Below are 19693 nucleotides of genomic sequence, written 5' to 3' on the forward strand. Positions count from 1 at the left end.
TGCAAGTTTCAGTGTTCTTACTGTCTTTTAGCACAGGAAATAGCCCGTTAGTCAGAATAGTGGAAAGCTGAAAAAGTAATTCTCTATAATAAATGTATATTCCCGGCACCCAATAGACATGGTCTTAATGGGGGAGAGCTAAATGTCTAAAAATAATTCAGTACATCAACTGGAAGCTATCGGTGCTAGTGCGCTGGCGAGTTTCTTTGTCAATTTTTCTTCATCACAACAGCAAATAGAGCAATCGCTATTAATGCTGGAAATGTCACCACAAGATGATGAATTAATTCAGGAGTTACAGCAGGGTGTTGAGTTAATTCAGCAGTCATTGAAAGACGTCGGTCTTGAAAAAATTGAACCTTTAACAGTTAGTTTGAATGGTCTGCTTCAGCAAATAAAATTAAAAAATCTGACATTTGAATCAATGTTAAGTGATTTGATATTGGTAGCCATTGATGACATTAAAATTATAATGGAAAAAATGATTGATGCTGAAGATCGCTGTGTGATAGTGACACGAATGCCAAGAATTTGTGAAAGCATAGATGCCATTAGTACAGCGGATGAGCTCAGTAGAAACGCAGTAATTAAGGATGCTTTATTATTGCTCGATCCAAGTATGGAAATTATTGAAACGAATATTTCTCATAATGATTCATTGGTAAATCTATTTTCTAAAGAGACGCCAGATGTAGAAGAGCTTGCAGCATATGGAGTTGAGGAAAGTGATGATTTTATTTTCTTTCGAGCGTTGTCTGAACCTTTAGAAACGCGAGCCAATTACTGGAGTGGGCGGGTTCATCGTATGTTACGCCTGGCTCTTAAAATGAATGACCATGCAGGCCGGCCAGTAAACCCCAACCAGCTTGCTGCTGCAATCTATATGCACGATGCAGGCATGGCTTTGTTGCCTTTAGAAGTTATTAATTGTGAAGATGAATTAACAGAAGGGCAACGAGTGCAGATTCAACAGCATCCTATTGTTGGTTATGAATTAATGCGATACATGAAAACCTGGCGTGAAGCGTCATTTATTGTATTGCAGCATCATGAACAGGTTGATGGTTGCGGTTACCCTTATGGTTTGAGTGATAATGATATATGTGATGGTGCAAAAATACTGGCTATAGTTGATGCGGTAGATGCGAGAACACATGAACGTGTACATGCTACATTATTAAAAAGACCATTGCTTCGAGCCGCTATAGAGCTTGGGCAAAATGAAGGAACCCAGTTTAGTGAAAAATGGGTGACAGTTTTTAAAGCTGTATTTCAGGAATTAAGGAAGCTAAAAACCTGATTATAGTTTTATGTATAGCTATTTTTAGAGTTAATAGACCTGACAATTACAGAAACATACTTTAATAGCATTAAATGCTGAAACAATTAAATATGAAAGAATTAAAACAACTAGAATTAGAAAGTCTTAATCATCTTTCTCCTCAGGAAGCGGTGGATATCCTCGAGCAGAAATCAAGTGCATTGCTGATTGATATTCGATCTAATATGGAATTTTTATTTGTTGGGCACCCTAAGGGCGCGTTACATGTTCCGTGGATTGATGAACCTGATTGGTGTGTTAATCCTTATTTTGAAAAAGAAATACGCCAGTTAATGTTAGGTGGTATTTGTGATCAGGGTGAAAGTACTCCCCCTATTATCTTGATTTGCCGTAGTGGGAAGCGTTCAATTGATGCAGGTAATGTTCTTCTTGAAGCGGGCTTTCATAATGTATGTCATATTACTGAAGGTTTTGAAGGTGATAGAGATTCTGAATATCATAGAAGTTCAACTGGTGGCTGGAGATACAGAGGTTTTCCGTGGGAACAGTGTTAATCGATAGAAACTAATCAGTAATAATAAATTAAATAACCAAAAATTAATTTTAAAATGACTAAAACAACTAAAACTAAAGAACAATGGAAAAAACAGCTCGATGAAGAAACTTATCGAGTGGCACGTGAGCAGGGAACAGAAGCTCCGTTTAGTGGAGCGTATTACGAAAATAAAGAAACAGGAACCTATAATTGTATCTGTTGTAATGCGCCATTATTTACTTCCCATGAAAAATATGACTCAGGAAGTGGCTGGCCAAGTTTCTGGCAGCCGGTTAGTGACTCAAGTATAACTGAAATACGAGATGTTTCGCTGGGTATAGAACGTGTAGAGGTCAGATGTGCAGAATGTGACGCACACCTTGGTCATGTATTTGAGGATGGCCCAAGGCCAACTGGCTTGCGCTACTGTATAAATTCGGTGTGTATGGATTTTAAGTCAGAGAAAGAATAGAAGAAAACTATAATTCAATACACTGATTATATTCAGCTATAACGGGTTTTATATTTAAATCTGTATTTAATTTTTCGGCAAGTATTTTTTGAGCCTCAGGCTCACCATGAACCAGTACTAATTGTGGGCGATTTTTAAAATTTTTATACCAGTCAATCAGTCCCTGTTGATCGGCATGAGCTGATAAACCTCCAGGCGTTGTTACTTTTGCATTTATTCTGATTTTTTCACCCCATAGTGTTAACCATTCTGCGCCATCAACCAATGACCTTCCCGGTGTATTTCTAGCCTGAAAACCGACAATAATTACATGGCTTTGATGGCGCCATAAATTATGTTTTAAGTGATGTTTGATTCGACCACCTGTGCACATGCCGCTACCGGCTATAATGATCGCACCAGATTGAATGCGATTTAAAGCCATTGAATCTTCAGTGGATGAGGTCATTGTTAGATTAGGTAGATTTAAAGGATTGCCACAGTTTTGTGCATCTTTACGTGCATCATCCTCGTATATAGAAGAGTATTTTGAGTAGATATTTGTGGATTTTATTGCCATCGGGCTATCCAGAAAAATTTTCCAGTTGTCGAGTTGCCAGTCATCATAATGCTTATTAAAGCAGTATAATAATTCCTGAGTACGCCCGACTGTAAAAGCGGGAATTAATATGTTACCTCGCTGGCTATGAGCATTGCGTATAGTTGATCCTAACTCTTCCCAGGTATCGTCCCAGTTTCTGTGTAGGCGGTCTCCATAAGTGCTTTCCATTAAAACAATATCGGCTTTAGTCAGGCAGGTCGGATCTTTTAGTATTGGAGCTCCGGCATGTCCAAGGTCACCGCTAAAAACAACTTTCTTTGAATGATTATTTTCATTGAGATCAAGCTCAACTATACATGAACCTAAAATATGCCCGGCATCGTGAAATTCAAGCGTTACACCGGACATTAAAGTGGTTTTATGAGTATAGGGGACAGGCTTGAAAAACCGTAAGCAATTACGTGCTTGCTGTTGTGTGTATAACGGCTCGACTAATTCTAATCCCTGACGTTCACGTTTTTTATTTTCCCAGAATGCACCCCGTTCATTTAAATAACCCGCATCCTCAAGTAAAACTTCGCATAAATCTATTGTTGCAGGGTGAGCGAATATTTCACCTTTAAATCCTCTCTCTATTAATAAAGGGAGTTTCCCGCTATGGTCAAGATGAGCATGACTTAAAATTACAGCATCAATTGATGCGGGATTAAAAGGAAAGTCATCATAGTTTTTCTGGGCCTGTTCGTAATCGCCCTGAATAAGCCCGCAATCCAGTAATATTTTATGGTCATTAATCTGTATAAGGTGGCATGAGCCTGTAACGTACTGTGTTGCACCTAGGAATGTAATATTCATAATTAACCTGAAGAGCTCGTAATCGCAACAGAAGAAGATATATTAAGTGTGGCATAAAATGGCCTTACTTCAAGTTTTGTTGTGTATTGCATTGCCCGGTAGTTACAATCGGGTCTATAATGAATGGCCGTTTCGGTATACTATTCACGAAAGACCATTGCATGGGTTTATTATGTCTGATCTGGATCAAGAGTTATTGCGTAAGAAATTAGATGAGTTACTCCTTGAGCATCGTGATCTAGATGATGTAATACATCGCTTTCATATGACAGGTGGTCTGGATCAAATGCAAATCCAGCGCTTGAAAAAACGTAAGTTAGTATTGAAAGAGTTAATTGTGAAAATTGAAGATCGGTTAATACCAAATATTATTGCCTGAATCAGATTGCAATAACCTGATATAAAATTAAAAGTTTTCCAGCAATATATTATATTTTTGAGCTGGACAGCTGAAAGCAGACATTAGACGGTTCATTATGAATCAGTTGTAATTGATACCCATTTCTTTCAGCTAGTTGTGCAGACTGATATAGACCAATTCCATATCCATCTTTAGATGGCAATATTTGTTTAAATAATACGTTTGTTTTTGAGACGGGGACAGGGTCACCATCATCATAGACCGTTATAACTGGTTGGCCTTTTTCAAGTTTGATGGTGGTAGTAATTTCAGTTTCTGGTCTTGTGCGGCGTTTGTTTCTGGCGTTTTCAAGCAGATTTTCAAGAACAGTATCAAAGACATCAGTATCGATAGAGGTATTTTGATCTGTTTCTCCAACAAACTGAATATCACGTCCATGATATCGGCTTTGAAGTTCTGTCCACCAGACATCCATTTGTTTGAAGCTTTTACCAGTGTCAGTTTTAGTCTGTAATTTATCAAGTGTGTTTTGTAAACGTTGAGATAATATAGGTAGTTGTTTGCTAATAAGTTGATGGCTTTCAGCCGGATCATCTGCGGCATGCACAACACCAGTTAATGCCTGTAGAGACTGTAAAATGTTTTTAATATCGTGTGTTAGTTTTGATCCGGTTTCATAAACCGCTTTTAAATGTGTCTGGTTTTTAAGCGTTATTTCACGTAATTTTGAATTATAAAAATAACTCATTAAATGCATAAGTAATTGCGCATGAATTTTTAAAGCTGAGCCCATAGGAATATGGCTATATAGAATCATCCTGATTCCATTATCTTCAAATAATGTTTGTTGTGCACTTACCTCACCGTAAAGGTTCTCGCTTTTATTGTCTGACCATTTAACGCCGCTTACCCAGGAGAGAGTTAATAATTGTTTAATGCTATTTTCGAGATATAAATCAGGTGTTATTTTTTTATTCTGCCCCAGCAATGATGTATGTTTAACCCAGTTTTCAAATGGATTGCCGATATTTAAAATGTGTTGTTCCCATATTTGTCCTATGCCGGCAAGACCATGTCTGGGTAACCATATAAGACTCAGAATAATAAAGAAAACACCAATGGATAATGCCGTAATTAGTAATGACTGGAGATAGTGAATGTTTGAAGTAAAGCTAATTAATATGCTGGTGACATAAAAGCTAAATAACCCAAAACTGATTAAAATACTGTGTAGGTAATCAATTTTGACAGAACGAACTTTTTTACAAGGCCATAAAATAAGTAAAGCACAGGCAAACAATAAAACATAAAAAATAATTTGTTCGAGTTCATGATCAAGTACATTTAAATGAAATAAGCGAGGTGTCAGTATAAGGCTAAGTTGTAGAAATAAAATTACAGCTGAAAGCGCATATAGGGTTCGTTGAAAGCCATTAACAAGAGCGCTTCCGCTAGTTAAGCCAATTAATAAAATGATCCATAGCGCGATAAACCAGTCACCGAGAAGCAAATACAGCGCTATGTTTAGGAGTAAAACAGGTATTAATGTCTTTAGGTGTATTTCTTCAGTCGCATTTAAGGCGGGTTGCCAGAGTAGAAAAAAACCAATGTGTGCGAGTAGAAGTGCTGAAACAAGAGGGCTGTTTTCCGTTGGTTGGTGTAATGCCAGGTGTAGCAATAACAGCATTAACCCAAGGTTAATAAACTCAAACCGGGTGCTGGTGGTGACTCTGTAAATATTAGGTTTATTAAACATATATTGTTGAAACATTGTCATTTGTTGATATTTCAACAGAAGCTATCTTTAAATTGTCGAAATATCAACATAAATTAATGCAAAAAATCACCTTTATTAGCTAAGTTATTGAAATATATGTGCTATATATTTATGGCATGGGCTGTGCAATATATCCATCAAAGCATTATTTTAATTATAAAATCTTTCTGGAGAAAGAATCATGAAAAGACAATCAGGTTTCACATTAATCGAAATAGCCATTGTACTTGTTATTATCGGTTTGTTATTGGGTGGGGTATTAAAAGGTCAGGAAATGATGACCAATGCTAAGATCAAGCGTATTTCTAATGACTATAACGGTATTTCAGCAGCAACATTTTCATATCTTGATCGTTATTCTTCATTCCCGGGCGATGATCCAAATGCAGCAGCGCGTTGGGGTGGTGCAGTTGTAAGTGGTGACGGCGATGGCCTTATTGATGCCGGAGAGCAACCTGACGTTTGGGAGCACTTAAGAGCATCTGGTCTGGTTTCAGGCACGGGTACTACTAATCCCACTCATGCATTTGGTGGTATTATTCGAGTTCAGCAAAATGGTGCAGGTTTAACGGGCACAGTAATCTGCATGTTAAATATGCCAGGTAAAACAGCTGAAATTATAGACAGACAGGTTGATGACGGTAATGGTAATACCGGTGAGTTTAGACAAACTGTTAACTCTGTTACTTATGATCAGAATGTTACCAATCTGGAAGTTTGTAAAAAGCTTTAAGCGCACACTGTAAATTAGCACTTAAAAGGCCTGCATTAGCAGGCCTTTTTTGTTTGATGTTTATAATATAAAAAACTCTATTCCATACCAAGTTCTTTGATTTTGCGGGTTAAGGTGTTTCGTCCCCAGCCAAGCAACTTGGCTGCCTCCTGACGTTTGCCTCCGGTTTTAGCCAGTGCGGCATCAATGAGTATCTGTTCAAATCTTGGCTGAATCTCAGCTAGAATATCTTCTTTTCCCATATTTAATTGAGCCTCAGCCCAGCTTAGTAGTCCGTCCTCCCAGTTTTGAGAAGGTCTGTCCATTGGGCTAACACTTTCAGGAGAAAGCTCGGGAGGCAGATCAGACATATGTATTTCACGGCCAGAAGCCATAACTGTAATCCAGCGACAGCTGTTTTCCAGTTGTCTTACATTGCCCGGCCAGTCAAGGCTGGATAAATAAGCCTCAACATCACTGAGCAGTATTTTGGCTTCTACCTGAATTTCTTCAGCAGCCTGCTGTAAAAATAAGTGTAACAATGCAGGAATGTCTTCTTTGCGTTCGCGCAATGGTGGAATCTGGATGCGAATAACATTGAGACGGTGAAAAAGGTCTTCTCGAAACAGGCCTTCTTTAACCCGTTGTTGTAAATCCTGGTGGGTCGCAGTAATAATTCGAACATTAGATTTAACCGGAGTATGCCCACCAACACGATAAAACTGTCCATCAGCCAGGACCCTTAACAACCGTGTTTGTAAATCTGCAGGCATATCACCGATTTCATCGAGAAACAGGGTGCCGCCATCTGCCTGTTCAAATCGACCTCTACGCTGAGATGTCGCGCCTGTAAACGCGCCACGTTCGTGCCCGAATAATTCTGACTCTAATAAGTCCTTAGGGATAGCGGCTGTATTAATGGCAATAAACGGATGGTTTGCTCGGGGGCTATGTTTATGTAATGCACTTGCTACCAGTTCTTTTCCTGTGCCTGATTCACCATTTATCAGAACGGTGATATTGGACTTTGATAAACGACCAATTGCCCTAAATACTTCCTGCATAGAAGGGGCTTCACCAATAATATCTGGTGAGCCAATTTCCTGAGATGTGTTTTTATTTGCATACTCATCACTTTTTTTGCAGGCGCGTTGGGTTAAATCTACAGCATCATCAATATCAAAAGGTTTAGGCAGGTACTCAAAAGCGCCACCCTGATAGGCAGAAACAGCACTATCAAGATCTGAATGAGCCGTCATGATAATGGCCGGAATTTCAGGGTGTTTTTCGTTTAAGATGCTTAGAAATTCGATGCCATCCATACCGGGCATGCGGATATCAGTAATGATGACATCGGGTTTGGAATTGTTTAAATATTCCAGTGCAGCATCAGCGGTTTCAAAACTACTTACTATAAAGTCTGCAGATTTCAATGCTTTTTCAAGCACCCAGCGAATGGAAGGGTCGTCATCTATAACCCATACATTATGCTCGCTCATTTATGTTCTCCAATTTGTTTCTTTCCATTTTTATGATCCTGAGAAGCAACTGATAAGGGTAAATAAATTGTAAAAATAGTTTCACCGGGGCGGCTGCTCATTTTGATCAGTCCACCATGTTGATTAATGAGTGACTGTGCAATTGATAAACCTAAACCTGTTCCTTCAGGTCGCCCTGTGATCATGGGATAAAATATTTGTTCCTGTATCTCTTCGGGAATGCCCGGGCCATTATCAATAATGTCAGTTTGCAGCACCAGACGGTGATGAGTATGGCCAATAGTAAAGTTACGTAGTGGTCGGGTTTTAAAAGTGATTTCCCCATTTCCGTTTAACGCCTGTACCGCATTACGTGTAATATTCAATACGGTCTGAATCATCATGTCAGAGTCCGCCATAATATCTGGCAGGCTTGGGTCATAGTCCAGTTTAAAATAGACATGTGCATCTTCAGCTAATTCAACCTGAATTAATTGACGAACATGTTCCAGTATCTGGTGAATATTTACATTGTGCTTTTTGGGTACATTGTTAGGGCCTAACATACGATCGACTAATGATTGCAAGCGATCTGCTTCGCCAATAATAATTTGAGTGTATTCTTTTAGTTCTGTACTGGGTAATTCTCGTTCAAGTAACTGGGCAGCACCACGTAATCCACCAAGTGGGTTTTTAATTTCATGTGCCATCCCGCGCACCAGACTTCGTGTAGCGCTTTGCTCGCTGAGTAATTTTTCTTCCCGGGCAATGCGAATGTGTCTATCCATATGTGAAATTTCAAGTATTAACTGTATTTCCTGATCCGCTAACTGGAGCGGGTTGAGGTGGTAATCAATAATGATTTCACGGCCGCCAGGTAAAGAAATAGCGGCTTCATGTTCAGTGACAGGGTGAAAATTTATAATGGCATCGTGCAGACGATCAATAAAATCATCATCGACGTGCATAACTTTATTTAACTGTGAGCCTGCTGCCTGTCTTTTTGATATTTGAAAGAGATTTTCGCTGGCCGGATTTATGTATTCGATAATAAGGCTTGAATTTAGTAGTACGACTGCTGTACTTAGGTTATCAAGAATATTCCGTTGGTAGTTTGTATTAGAATTATTTTTATCGACCATAATATGTAGAGTTGCAAGAAATGAACCAATTGCATTCGATGTATCAAAATGACAGATGGTTGTTTAATAAAACATTATAAATCAATTGGTTGTGAAAACTATACAGTGACTAATATGTCTTATGAGTAGCTGTATTTTATGTGCATTTGTATATGATAGCTCAAATAATAAAATAGCGCACCATATTGGTGCGCCATATGTTGTGTGACATTTATACGGGAGGAAAAGTTTATTTAGATGTTTATATTCAGACTATCTGGGCTGTTTTCTTATAGCGCTCTGACGGTGCAGATGAATAGTGGTCACTTTTGACTTACGTAGGGTTTTGCCCTTTTTGTTTTTAACTGAAACACTGAGTTTGTGCGTACCTCTATCAATATTTTTCATACTTGTTGATGAAGTCGTGAGTTTATTATGCACTGTGTTCCCATCCATGCTCACGCTAAAGTAATGCCCCTGACTGGTGTTTAAAGGTGGTTTAACGGTAATCGAGATAGAAAAATTTCCTTCGTTATTTCTTATAGTCCCATCATTTTCAGGTGAAGTGATTTTAAGGTAAGAATACTTAGTAACCTCTTCTTTAGCGTCATCTTCTACTTGAGGAGCGGTCGAATTATTTTCAGGAGTACTAGTGGAAGGCATTGTCGTTAATGCAGGGGTATCCAGAGTTTCAGCGCCTTTGAATGGCGGTTGGTCCGAGTAGCTGATATTTCCTTCCTGATCGACCCATTTATACATTTCGGCAAGTGTATTAGATGTATTGAAGGTAAGGAGTACAGGGGTGATCAATAATATTAATTTATTCATAGGAATATAGTAGAGGGTTTTAGTCAGCTGTGCAAAGAGTTTACTGTGAGCAGGTTGGCTGTGTCAGAAGATGTGAAAGTCTTCAGGCTAAAGATATAACCACGAGTATTAGTCTATTATTTAGTATTAGGTACTTATTTACACTTCTCATTTTTGTAACGAATAATTGATAGTGTATGCGATAAGAGTAGATGTCTTAAAAGGAATGATATTTATAAAGGCACTTTAAATGAAAAATAAATTTAAGTCTTACAAAATCAGTATGTTGAGTCATTTAGTAGCAGTCTGTCTATTAGTCTCAGGGTGTGATTCAACATCAGATGTATCAAAATCAAGCCAGTCTGAGCAAGTGATTGATGTAGTTAATATCGGACGATTAATTTGTGGCGGTCATCTGCCTTTGGCGGTAGTAGAGAAAAAATACCAGCATAAACTTAAAACATTTAAATTACATACAGTTCAGAATCATGACTGGAAAGATGTAATTGTCGATATGAAATCCGGCAAACTTGCGGGCACATTTATTTTATCACCTCTTGCTATGAATCTTATTCATCAAGGGTTCCCGGGTAAAATTGTGCTTATGGCGGATCGTAATGGTAATGGCTTTGTTCTGTCGAAAAAAATCAAAACGATTGAATACCTGAAAAAACAGAAAGCAATTATAGCAGTGCCACATATATATTCGCAGCATCACGTCTTGTTACATCTGATATTAAAACAAAATTCGATACCTGAAGAAAATATAAAAGTATTAGCTATGCCGCCAAGAGATATGATTAATTCTTTACGTAATGGTGAGATTGACGGCTTTGTTGTTGGTGAGCCTGAGGGTAATCGATCAATAAGTCTGGGTATTGGCTGGATGGCAAGTATATCACCGCAGATCTGGAAGGATCATATGGATCACGTGTTTCTTGCTTCAGATAGTTTTATAAATGACCAGCCTGATAAATTACAGGAGCTGGTTAACCAGCTTGTTAAGGCAGGTGAGTTTATTGAAAACAATGCCCATGAAGCAGCGGTAATGGGAGAGGATTATACAGGTGCGCAGGCAGAGGTATTTGAAAAAGTTCTGACGACACCACCTGACTGGATAACCTATACAAATATGGTTGCAAATGAAAATGATATTAAATCTATGGCCGAAAAACTGGTAGAAATGAAACTCTGGTCAGAGGTTCCAGAAAAATTAATCAACGATTATTTTGATATGAGTTTTGCGATAAATGCAGAACAGAGGATGCGAACAAAATAAGAAATGAAGATAAAATTATCACTTAGACAGATATGGACGTTTATAGTTTTAGTGGCAGTGATTGTGCCAGTTGTGATTGTTATGGTCTGGTACGGATCAACATTATATAAACATGAATTAAAAAGTGCTCTAAAAATAGAGCGTATGGCTAACGAACATTTAAAAAATCTAATTGAATCTGAAATAAGACGATTTAAAACTCTGTTAAGAAATAGAAGTGACCCCCTCTCTTTTTTAGCGAGCACACCTGATAACCCGGAAAATATAAAACAGATAAGCTCTTTAATGGAATTAGTTATAGAGCGTGAATCTGCAGTGCATGGGATTATGTTGTTATCAATGCAGGGTGAAGTTATTGCAGCAATTGATCCTGGTTTAAATTATTCAGGTAATAAAATATTATCTGAAGAAGAGAAGAGTACTGTTCTTAAACATTGGGGTTTTGAAAACGTCAAAGAGTTACCTGAATTTGTTATTCCATCACTAGGTCGAACCTATATTAGTTCACTAATGCATCATCCTGATGAAACGGTTTTTAAAATAGCTGTGTCTGTCGGTATGCCTGTTATCGGGGTGTTGATACTGGAGTTAGGTGTGGAAGAGTTTTTACTGCTAGATAAACGGCATAAGTATTCTGAGCATGGTCTGGGAAGTGAGGTTACACGAGATTACATTCTAGATCGACGTGGTGTTCTGATTACGGGTATAGAAGGCAGTGAAAAAAAACATGGTGAATTGATGACATACATACCAATCGTACGTACGGCATTAATAGGTGCTGAATGGCCTACGGATATTTCATATATTGGTGTTACCGATCAACCGGTATATGGAACATTAACTAACATACCTTCCTTAAACTGGACGCTGGTATCTGAAGTTATTGAATCAAATATTATTAATCCAATCTGGAAGTCATTACTTGAATTGTTTTTAGTAACGTTAGTTGCAATGGTAATTTTTATTTGGCTTATTATGCGTCTTGTAAAGACAACGTTAGTCCCAATTCAACATGCTCGAGAAGCAATCGATCATGTGGCGAGAGGTGATTATGATTATAAGCTGGAACCAACAGGCGTGCATGAACTAGATGATATGATCTACAGAATCACAAATATGACAAAAGCAAGGCAGGTTGCTGAGATTTCATTGCAGGAGAGTGAACAGGATCTGTTAATCACATTAAATAGCATTGGTGATGCGGTAATTGCCTGTGATGCTAATGGTTTTGTTACACGTATGAATCCGGTAGCAGAACGACTGACAGGCTGGTCGATTACTGGTGCATATGGTCGGTTTATAAAGTCAATATTTTCCATAGTAAATGAAACAACCCGTGAGCCTATAGATAACCCGGTTGATAAAGTGCTGACAACGGGGGAAACAGTACATCTTAGTGATCACACTACACTAATTTCCAAAGACGGTAGCGAATATCAAATAGCAGATTCCGCTGCGCCTATACGCAATGAAAATGGAAAAATTCTCGGCATGGTGCTGGTGTTTAACGATGTCACAGAGCAGTATAAATTACGTAAATCAAGTGTTGAAAGCGAGGAGCGGTTTAGTCAGTTAGCTGAAAATGTTAATGAAGTTTTCTGGATTGGATCACCTGACTGGCATAAGGTTTTTTATATTAGTCCTGCTTATGAAAAAGTATGGGGCCAGAGTGCTGAAGGTTTATATCAGAATCCTCGTTTGTGGTTAGAAGCCGTGTACCCTGAAGATCGAGACCAGGTGATTGCAGATATTCCTCAGGATATAAATAACATTGGTGAGTATGTAGAATTTAAAAATTATCGTATACAAACAAAAGATGGAAAAATTTTATGGATAAAAGCCAGGGCATACCCTATTCACGATCAGGATGGAAAAGTGGTTCGTATAGCAGGAATTGCAGAAGATATAACAGAGCAGGTGGGGATGGAAGAATCATTGCGACGCAGTCAAAAAATGGATGCGCTTGGTAAGTTAACAGGCGGTATAGCGCACGATTATAATAATATGCTAGGTGTGGTTTTGGGTTATGCCGAACTATTGGAAGGTGCGCTGATTGATCAGCCTAAACTTGCAGGTTATGTTAGCCGAATAAATAAAGCAGGAATGCGAGGTGCAAAATTAACTAAAAAATTACTGAGTTTTTCCAGACAGAAAAATATAGATGCCCAATGTGTGGATATCAATGAATTGTTGAATGATATGCAGCATATGTTGGAAAAGACATTGACGGTACGAGTTAAGCTTAAGTTTGATTTACAAGGGGATTTATGGCCAGTCTGGTTAAGTAGTGATGATATGGAAGATGTCGTGCTTAATGTGACAATAAATGCAATGCATGCAATAGAAGGTAATGGAGTATTAACTATTCAGAGTAATAATGAATATGTAAATAGTGTTGATGCAAAATTAGTAGGCTTACAAAATGAAGGAGAATATGTCAGGTTAAGTATAAGTGATACCGGTTGTGGTATGGATGAGGTAACAAAAGAAAAAATATTTGATCCCTTTTTTACAACAAAAGGAGAAAAAGGAACGGGTTTGGGTTTAAGTCAGGTTTATGGTTTTGTTAGTCAGAATAAAGGTGCGATAAAAGTATACACTGAGCTGGGAAATGGTACGAAATTCGTATTTTATTTTCCTCGATATCAGGAAAGTGATAATAAAAAAATAATTATAGAAAAAATTAAAGAGTCAGAATCTAGAGGCAATGAAACAATTTTAGTTGTTGATGATGAGGTGTCGTTGCTAGAGTTAAGCTGTGAAATGTTAAGCATGAAAAACTATAAAGTGTTTTCTGCGGAAAATGCGAAACAGGCGCTTGAAATTCTTCAAACAGAGCATGTTGATTTAATGTTATCTGATGTAATTATGCCAGAAATGAACGGATTTGAACTTGCTGAAATTGTGCAAAAAAAATATCCTGATATAAAAATACAGTTAGCCAGTGGTTTTACTGATAAGCGTAATAGTGATGATGTTGATGCTACGCTGCAGAGCGAGCTATTGAGAAAACCATTTAACTCACAAAATCTGTTACAAAAAATAAGATCATTATTAGATAGTAAAAAAATCAGTGTTAAAAGAAATACAGGAAAATTATCTGTAGAAAAAGATCATTTTAAATCAGTTGAGTGGAATGAACAATTGAGTGTAGGGTTGCCGCAAATAGACAATGATCATAAAAAACTATTTTCATTATTCAATCGTTGTGCAGAAGCTATGGAGAGTTGCAGGCTGGATGAGAAAAAAAGTCGTTCTGTTTTAGATGAGCTTGTTGAATATACCGAACACCACTGCAAAAGAGAAGAAGAGTTGATGAAGGTATGTGGTTATCCAGGTATGAGCCAGCATCAGAAAATTCATCAGGAGTTATTAGAAGATATCAAACAGCAGATTGTGTTGTTTGATAATGAAGAACTGACAGAGGACGAATTATTAATATTCTTATCTGACTGGTTGGTTGGTCATATCATGCATGAAGATAAAGCAATGGCAGCTTATTTTGAAGGTAAAGAAAATAAACTAAATCAGATTTTGGATAATGAAATAAAATAATAGAGAAGTTTTGTTTTGGTAAAAAAGAGAATAAAAAAAGCCCCGTTTCCGGGGCTTTTTTTATTCTAAATAAGGTTTAAAACTTATTATAGAGAGTAGTACATGTCAAACTCAACTGGGTGAGTTGCCTGACGTAAACGCTGTACTTCTTCGTTCTTAAGCTCAAGGTAACCATCAATCTGGTCATCAGTGAAAACACCGCCTTTAGTTAAGAATTCACGGTCAGCATTAAGCGCTGCAAGTGCCTGATCAAAAGAGTGAGCAACTTGTGGAATAGCTGCTTCTTCTTCAGGAGGAAGATCATACAGGTTCTTATCCATAGCATCGCCAGGGTGAATCTTGTTTTCAATTCCGTCAAGGCCGGCCATTAACATTGCTGCGAAGCAAAGGTAAGGGTTAGCTGTGTTATCACCGAAACGAACTTCAACACGACGTCCTTTAGGGTTTGAAACGAAAGGAATACGAATAGATGCCGAACGGTTACGTGCAGAGTATGCAAGCATAACAGGTGCTTCGAAACCAGGAACTAGACGCTTGTAAGAGTTAGTAGATGCATTAGCAAATGCATTTAACGCTTGAGCGTGCTTGATGATGCCGCCGATATAGAATAATGCAGTTTCAGACAGGCCGCCGTAAAGGTCGCCAGAGAAAAGGTTATTACCATCTTTAGCAAGAGACATATGAACGTGCATGCCGTTACCGTTGTCACCAACTAATGGCTTAGGCATAAATGTAGCTGTTTTGCCGTAAGCGTGTGCAACGTTATGAATTGCATATTTAGTTTTCTGAACTTCGTCTGATTTTGCAACAAGAGTGTTAAATACAGTACCGATTTCACACTGACCAGCAGTCGCAACTTCGTGGTGATGAACTTCAGTTTCAACACCCATGTCTTCCATCACTAAACACATTGCAGAACGTAAGTCCTGTAGTGAATCAACTGGAGGTACAGGGAAGTAACCGCCTTTAACGCCAGGACGGTGACCGAGGTTACCGGCTTCAGTCTGGATGTGCTTGCTCCATTCCGCTTCGTCAGAACCAATCTTGTAGCTAACAGAACCCATTGAGTTCTCCCAGGTTACAGAATCGAATACGAAGAATTCGTTTTCAGGGCCGAAGTAAGCTGCATCAGCAATACCAGTCGATTTTAAGTACTCTTCAGCACGCTTGGCGATTGAACGTGGGTCACGCTCATAACCTTGCATAGTTGCAGGCTCGATGATGTCACAAGTGATGTTCATGGTCGCTTCTTCGCAGAACGGGTCCATTACAGCAGTTGATGGGTCAGGCATCATGATCATGTCTGACTCGTTAATGCCTTTCCAGCCTTCAATTGAAGAACCGTCAAACATTTTGCCTTCTTCGAAAGTGTCTTCTTCTAAAGTATGAGATGGAACAGAAACGTGCTGTTCTTTGCCGCGTGGATCTGTGAAGCGAAAATCAATGAATTTAACATCATTGTCTTTCACCATTTTTAGTACGTCACTAGCTGTCATATCTGACATGTGGTTGTCTCCAAATGTTAATCTAAAAATTCAGGCCATAAAAACTGACCATAATAAAATTGTGAATCGAAACTTGTCGTATTTAAATATTGAAGCGTTAATCCAGTTATTCGCCCAAAATACTCAAATGCGACAGGTCTCTCGTGTCACAAAAGCTCAGCGGACTATTTTGCACAAAATATGCCACTTGTAAAACCTATTCGTAGGGGGATTTAAAACTAGTTTCCATGTTTTTCTGCACCATTTAAGGGCAAGACTCATATTGCCGCACTATTATGGTGCTTATTTGTATAAAATGGTGACAGATCCTATGCATTCCAGCTTTTTTGTGGCTTTTTCTATCTGTTGATTCAGCTCGTCTGTATTTTTTCCAGACTGAATTATTTTCAGGGGTAAAACTAATTCGATATTAACGCTTCCATCAAGATAGTGCAGAGTTGTATGTAGTAGTTCACGGGTTTCAGGAATATCTTTCCAGTGAGCCGTTAAGTAATTCATTACATCTGCTCTCAGAGGCAGATGTTTGCAGCTGTTTTCCGTGTGTTCATCATCTTCAGGATCGATATGAACGGTAACATCATTAACTTCATCAAACTGTTTGATGAGAGACATTTCAACCGCTTCAGATATCTGGTGTCCTTCAGACACACTAATTGTGGGTGATACCAGTATATGTACGTCGGCAAGTGCACTGTGCCCCATTCTCCGTGTACGTAACATATGCATCTGATTAACGCCGTCAATTGATAGTATGGTTTTCTCCATAGCATCCAGCGTTTCATGTCCAAGTCCGGTATCGACAAGTTCCTGAAAGCTCTGGTGTCCCAGGTCCCAGCCAATTTTACAAATCATCAAAGCAACAACAATGGCTGCGACTGAATCTAATATAGGGTAGCCCCATATAGCGCCAGCAATACCGGCAAAAACAACAATGGAAGAAATAGCATCACTGCGATGGTGCCAGGCATTTGCTTCAAGTAATTTTGACTTAACCCGACGCGCCACAAGCATAGTGTATTGGTATAAAATTTCTTTGCTGACAATGGATAATCCGGCGATAACAAGTGTGATCTGGGTGGGGACAGCAATATTCTCATAGTCCATCAGTCGGTTTATGGCGTCTATACCTATGCCGATACCAACAGCACTTAGTAATACGGCCAGAGTGATAGTGGCGAATGTCTCATATCGTGCATGGCCATAGGGGTGGTCTTCATCTGCATCAATATTGGAATGATGAGTTGCCAGCAGTACCATGCCATCGGAGACAAGGTCTGACAAAGAGTGCAGGCCATCAGCAATGAGTGCCTGTGAATGGCCAATGTATCCAATGACCAGTTTTCCAATAGAAAGCAACAGGTTAACAATAAGCCCCCACCAGGTGGCTTTGTCCATGGCTTTCTTTCGTTGGTTGCTATCTAATTCCACAGGCATCTAGTTATCTAATTTAAATAATGCGCTATTGTCCTGTCTTGTGACATTGCTTGCAAGTCATGCTGTATAATTAAACACTAATTTATTTAGAATCAGGTCAGGTAATAAATGAAAATCGAAATTCAGGTAGAAAATATTAAATGTGGCGGCTGTGCCGGTACGATTAAGAAAAACATGTTAAATGACAGCAGAGTCAGTGGGGTTGAAGTGGATATTGAGCAGGGTATGGTAATTATTGATTCTGCGGATGATGCACGAGCTGATTTTAGTGCGGCGTTACTTAAAATGGGATATCCGGAAAGTGGAACGGCCGAAGGTTTAGCTGCCGCGAAAGCCAAAGCAAAATCATTTGTAAGTTGTGCAGTGGGTAAGGTTGATAACATGGTGAATAAGTAATTCTACTTATTTCTAATTGATAATTTAAAGGCTTTTAAAGAGTTATATAAGAATTACTCCCCCCTGAAATAAAATTATGAGTTCATTTTCCCATAACGTACCAGTGTTGGCTTTCTGTCAGGCCATGTCTATGAGTGGTGCATCGTTAATGGTTGCGAGTGCCGCCCTGGTTGGTCTTGAGCTGGCAGAAGATAAGTCATTATCTACTTTGCCATTAGCGGCTATGTTTATTTCTATTATGTTAACAAGCATTCCTGCAGCAATGTTGATGAACAAAATTGGTCGTAAGGCCAGTTTTCTGTTTGCATCTTTATTTGCTTTAAGTGGTGCGGTGCTTTCAAGCTGGTCAATATTGCAGCATGAATTCTGGGGGTTTGTGGCAGGTGTTTCATTAATAGGTGTGTTTAATAGTTTTGCAAATTATTATCGTTTTACAGCGGCCGATGCAGTTGATTTTGATCATAAAAGCCGGGCTATATCTTATGTTTTAGCCGGTGGAGTTTTAGCAGCGGTGATAGGCCCGAATCTGGCAAGCTATACTCATGACAGTTTTAATGGAGTTGCTTTTGCCGGTAGTTATGCATCGTTAGTTATTTTGTATCTTATGTCAGTAATGGCGTTAAGTTTTTTGAAGCTGCCGGAAGCAGAACACAAAGATGAAAAATTGCAGGTGCAAAGATCGTTAATAGAAATCGTTACACAGCCTGCCTGTATCGTTGCAATAATATGTGGGATGTTGGGTTATGGTGTGATGAGTTTTGTAATGACGGCTACACCACTGGCAATGAATCATCATAGTCATGATTTTTCAGATACCTCTTTCGTTATTCAATGGCATGTATTGGCTATGTTCGCGCCATCATTTTTTACCGGATCTATAATAAGAAAAGTGGGTGAATTAAAAGTTATGTTTAGTGGCGTGCTGCTGGGCTTTACATGTGTATTTGTAAATTTAACAGGATCAACTATTACACATTTCTGGCTGGCATTGGTCTTACTTGGTTTGAGCTGGAATTTTATTTTTGTGGGCGCAACAAGCCTGTTGACGCAAACATATCATCGGGCAGAACGATTTAAAGTTCAGGCATTAAATGATTTTATCGTTTTTAGTGTGGTCGCTTTTGCATCATTGTCTGCCGGTTACCTGCAGTTTCACTATGGCTGGAAAAGCGTTAATCTGGGTGTGTTGCCTTTGTTGATGATTGCACTGTCCAGCATTGTTTATTTAATGATATACACAAAGAAAAACCAGTTTGCTCGTTAAATTTAGCAGGACATTTAATATACTTTTCATCTTGCTGTAATGATTTCGTCATATATTTCCTTAAAAATTATATTTATAAATTAATATAATTAAGAGGAAAATAAAATGAAATTTTGTATTCGAGTATGGAGTGAAAACACGGTGGTATTAATGACAGAAGCCGGGCATGTATTGTCATATTTTAATTCTGTTAAAGAAGCATTAGATGCCTGTTCGCAGTGGTATGACTGTAATGCTAGTGAATTAAAACATAATGTGGCTATTCAATATAAGCAGGTTGGGTTAGAAAGCAGTTCTGTAATGGCTTATGCCTGATTAT

Annotated in this window: 17 protein-coding genes; 10 read left to right on the plus strand and 7 right to left on the minus strand. The window is 38.5% G+C overall.

The features are described from left to right. Positions 1-142 precede the first annotated feature (142 nt). The 3 genes from DIZ80_11045 to msrB all read left to right on the plus strand — a co-directional run bounded on the left by DIZ80_11045 (position 143) and on the right by msrB (position 2289). The gene (locus tag DIZ80_11045) at positions 143-1300 is read left to right on the plus strand and encodes a hypothetical protein (protein RDH82803.1); all 1158 of its coding nucleotides are present in this window, start codon (positions 143-145) and stop codon (positions 1298-1300) included. 92 nt (positions 1301-1392) lie between these two features. Beyond that, entirely contained in the window at positions 1393-1836 is a 444-nt protein-coding gene (locus tag DIZ80_11050; GenBank protein RDH83156.1) for a sulfurtransferase, read from the plus strand. Positions 1837-1890: 54 nt separating this feature from the next. Then, entirely contained in the window at positions 1891-2289 is a 399-nt protein-coding gene (gene msrB, locus DIZ80_11055) for a peptide-methionine (R)-S-oxide reductase (protein ID RDH82804.1), read from the plus strand. Between the two features lie 7 nt (positions 2290-2296). On the opposite strand, the gene DIZ80_11060 is transcribed toward msrB, so the two are convergent. Further along, the gene (locus tag DIZ80_11060; GenBank protein ID RDH82805.1) at positions 2297-3685 is read right to left on the minus strand and encodes an MBL fold metallo-hydrolase; all 1389 of its coding nucleotides are present in this window, start codon (positions 3683-3685) and stop codon (positions 2297-2299) included. Positions 3686-3857: 172 nt separating this feature from the next. Between DIZ80_11060 and DIZ80_11065 the strand changes: the two genes are divergently transcribed. Then, positions 3858-4064: a DUF465 domain-containing protein gene (locus DIZ80_11065; protein RDH82806.1), complete on the plus strand. Its 207-nt coding sequence runs from the start codon at positions 3858-3860 to the stop codon at positions 4062-4064. A 49-nt stretch (positions 4065-4113) separates the two neighbouring features. On the opposite strand, the gene DIZ80_11070 is transcribed toward DIZ80_11065, so the two are convergent. Continuing rightward, on the minus strand, positions 4114-5823 hold the full coding sequence (locus tag DIZ80_11070; GenBank protein ID RDH82807.1) for a hypothetical protein: 1710 nt from the start codon (positions 5821-5823) through the stop codon (positions 4114-4116). Between the two features lie 181 nt (positions 5824-6004). On the opposite strand from DIZ80_11070, the gene DIZ80_11075 reads away from it, so the two are divergent. Next, entirely contained in the window at positions 6005-6556 is a 552-nt protein-coding gene (locus tag DIZ80_11075) for a prepilin-type cleavage/methylation domain-containing protein (protein ID RDH82808.1), read from the plus strand. A gap of 77 nt (positions 6557-6633) precedes the next feature. Here DIZ80_11075 and ntrC read toward each other — a convergent pair whose 3' ends face one another. The 3 genes from ntrC to DIZ80_11090 all read right to left on the minus strand — a co-directional run bounded on the left by ntrC (position 6634) and on the right by DIZ80_11090 (position 9962). Then, positions 6634-8034 (minus strand): nitrogen regulation protein NR(I), encoded by a 1401-nt coding sequence (ntrC, locus tag DIZ80_11080; protein RDH82809.1) that lies wholly within the window; start codon positions 8032-8034, stop codon positions 6634-6636. Continuing rightward, positions 8031-9155 (minus strand): nitrogen regulation protein NR(II), encoded by a 1125-nt coding sequence (locus DIZ80_11085; protein RDH82810.1) that lies wholly within the window; start codon positions 9153-9155, stop codon positions 8031-8033. Before DIZ80_11085 ends, ntrC begins: the two co-directional genes overlap by 4 nt. Positions 9156-9407: 252 nt before the next feature. Continuing rightward, a complete protein-coding gene (locus DIZ80_11090) occupies positions 9408-9962 on the minus strand; it encodes a hypothetical protein (GenBank protein RDH82811.1) in 555 nt (184 codons plus the stop codon). Positions 9963-10191: 229 nt separating this feature from the next. Here DIZ80_11090 and DIZ80_11095 point away from each other — a divergent pair, with 229 nt between their 5' ends. Continuing rightward, on the plus strand, positions 10192-11220 hold the full coding sequence (locus DIZ80_11095) for a hypothetical protein (protein RDH82812.1): 1029 nt from the start codon (positions 10192-10194) through the stop codon (positions 11218-11220). Between the two features lie 3 nt (positions 11221-11223). Further along, positions 11224-14775 carry a hypothetical protein gene (locus tag DIZ80_11100; protein RDH82813.1) on the plus strand — a complete coding sequence of 1184 codons (3552 nt, stop codon included), beginning with the start codon at positions 11224-11226 and terminating at the stop codon, positions 14773-14775. A gap of 86 nt (positions 14776-14861) precedes the next feature. Here DIZ80_11100 and glnA read toward each other — a convergent pair whose 3' ends face one another. Continuing rightward, positions 14862-16271, minus strand: coding sequence for a glutamine synthetase (gene glnA / locus DIZ80_11105; protein RDH83157.1), 1410 nt, complete (start codon positions 16269-16271; stop codon positions 14862-14864). Between the two features lie 291 nt (positions 16272-16562). After that, positions 16563-17714, minus strand: coding sequence for a hypothetical protein (locus DIZ80_11110; GenBank protein RDH82814.1), 1152 nt, complete (start codon positions 17712-17714; stop codon positions 16563-16565). A 114-nt stretch (positions 17715-17828) separates the two neighbouring features. Here DIZ80_11110 and DIZ80_11115 point away from each other — a divergent pair, with 114 nt between their 5' ends. The 3 genes from DIZ80_11115 to DIZ80_11125 all read left to right on the plus strand — a co-directional run bounded on the left by DIZ80_11115 (position 17829) and on the right by DIZ80_11125 (position 19689). Further along, the gene (locus DIZ80_11115; GenBank protein RDH83158.1) at positions 17829-18110 is read left to right on the plus strand and encodes a heavy metal transporter; all 282 of its coding nucleotides are present in this window, start codon (positions 17829-17831) and stop codon (positions 18108-18110) included. Positions 18111-18186: 76 nt separating this feature from the next. Next, positions 18187-19374: an MFS transporter gene (locus DIZ80_11120; protein ID RDH82815.1), complete on the plus strand. Its 1188-nt coding sequence runs from the start codon at positions 18187-18189 to the stop codon at positions 19372-19374. 105 nt (positions 19375-19479) lie between these two features. Next, positions 19480-19689 carry a hypothetical protein gene (locus DIZ80_11125; GenBank protein ID RDH82816.1) on the plus strand — a complete coding sequence of 70 codons (210 nt, stop codon included), beginning with the start codon at positions 19480-19482 and terminating at the stop codon, positions 19687-19689. The last annotated feature ends 4 nt before the right edge of the window (positions 19690-19693 follow it).

Origin of the sequence: endosymbiont of Galathealinum brachiosum (genome assembly GCA_003349885.1) — a bacterium.
GTDB lineage: Bacteria > Pseudomonadota > Gammaproteobacteria > SZUA-229 > SZUA-229 > SZUA-229.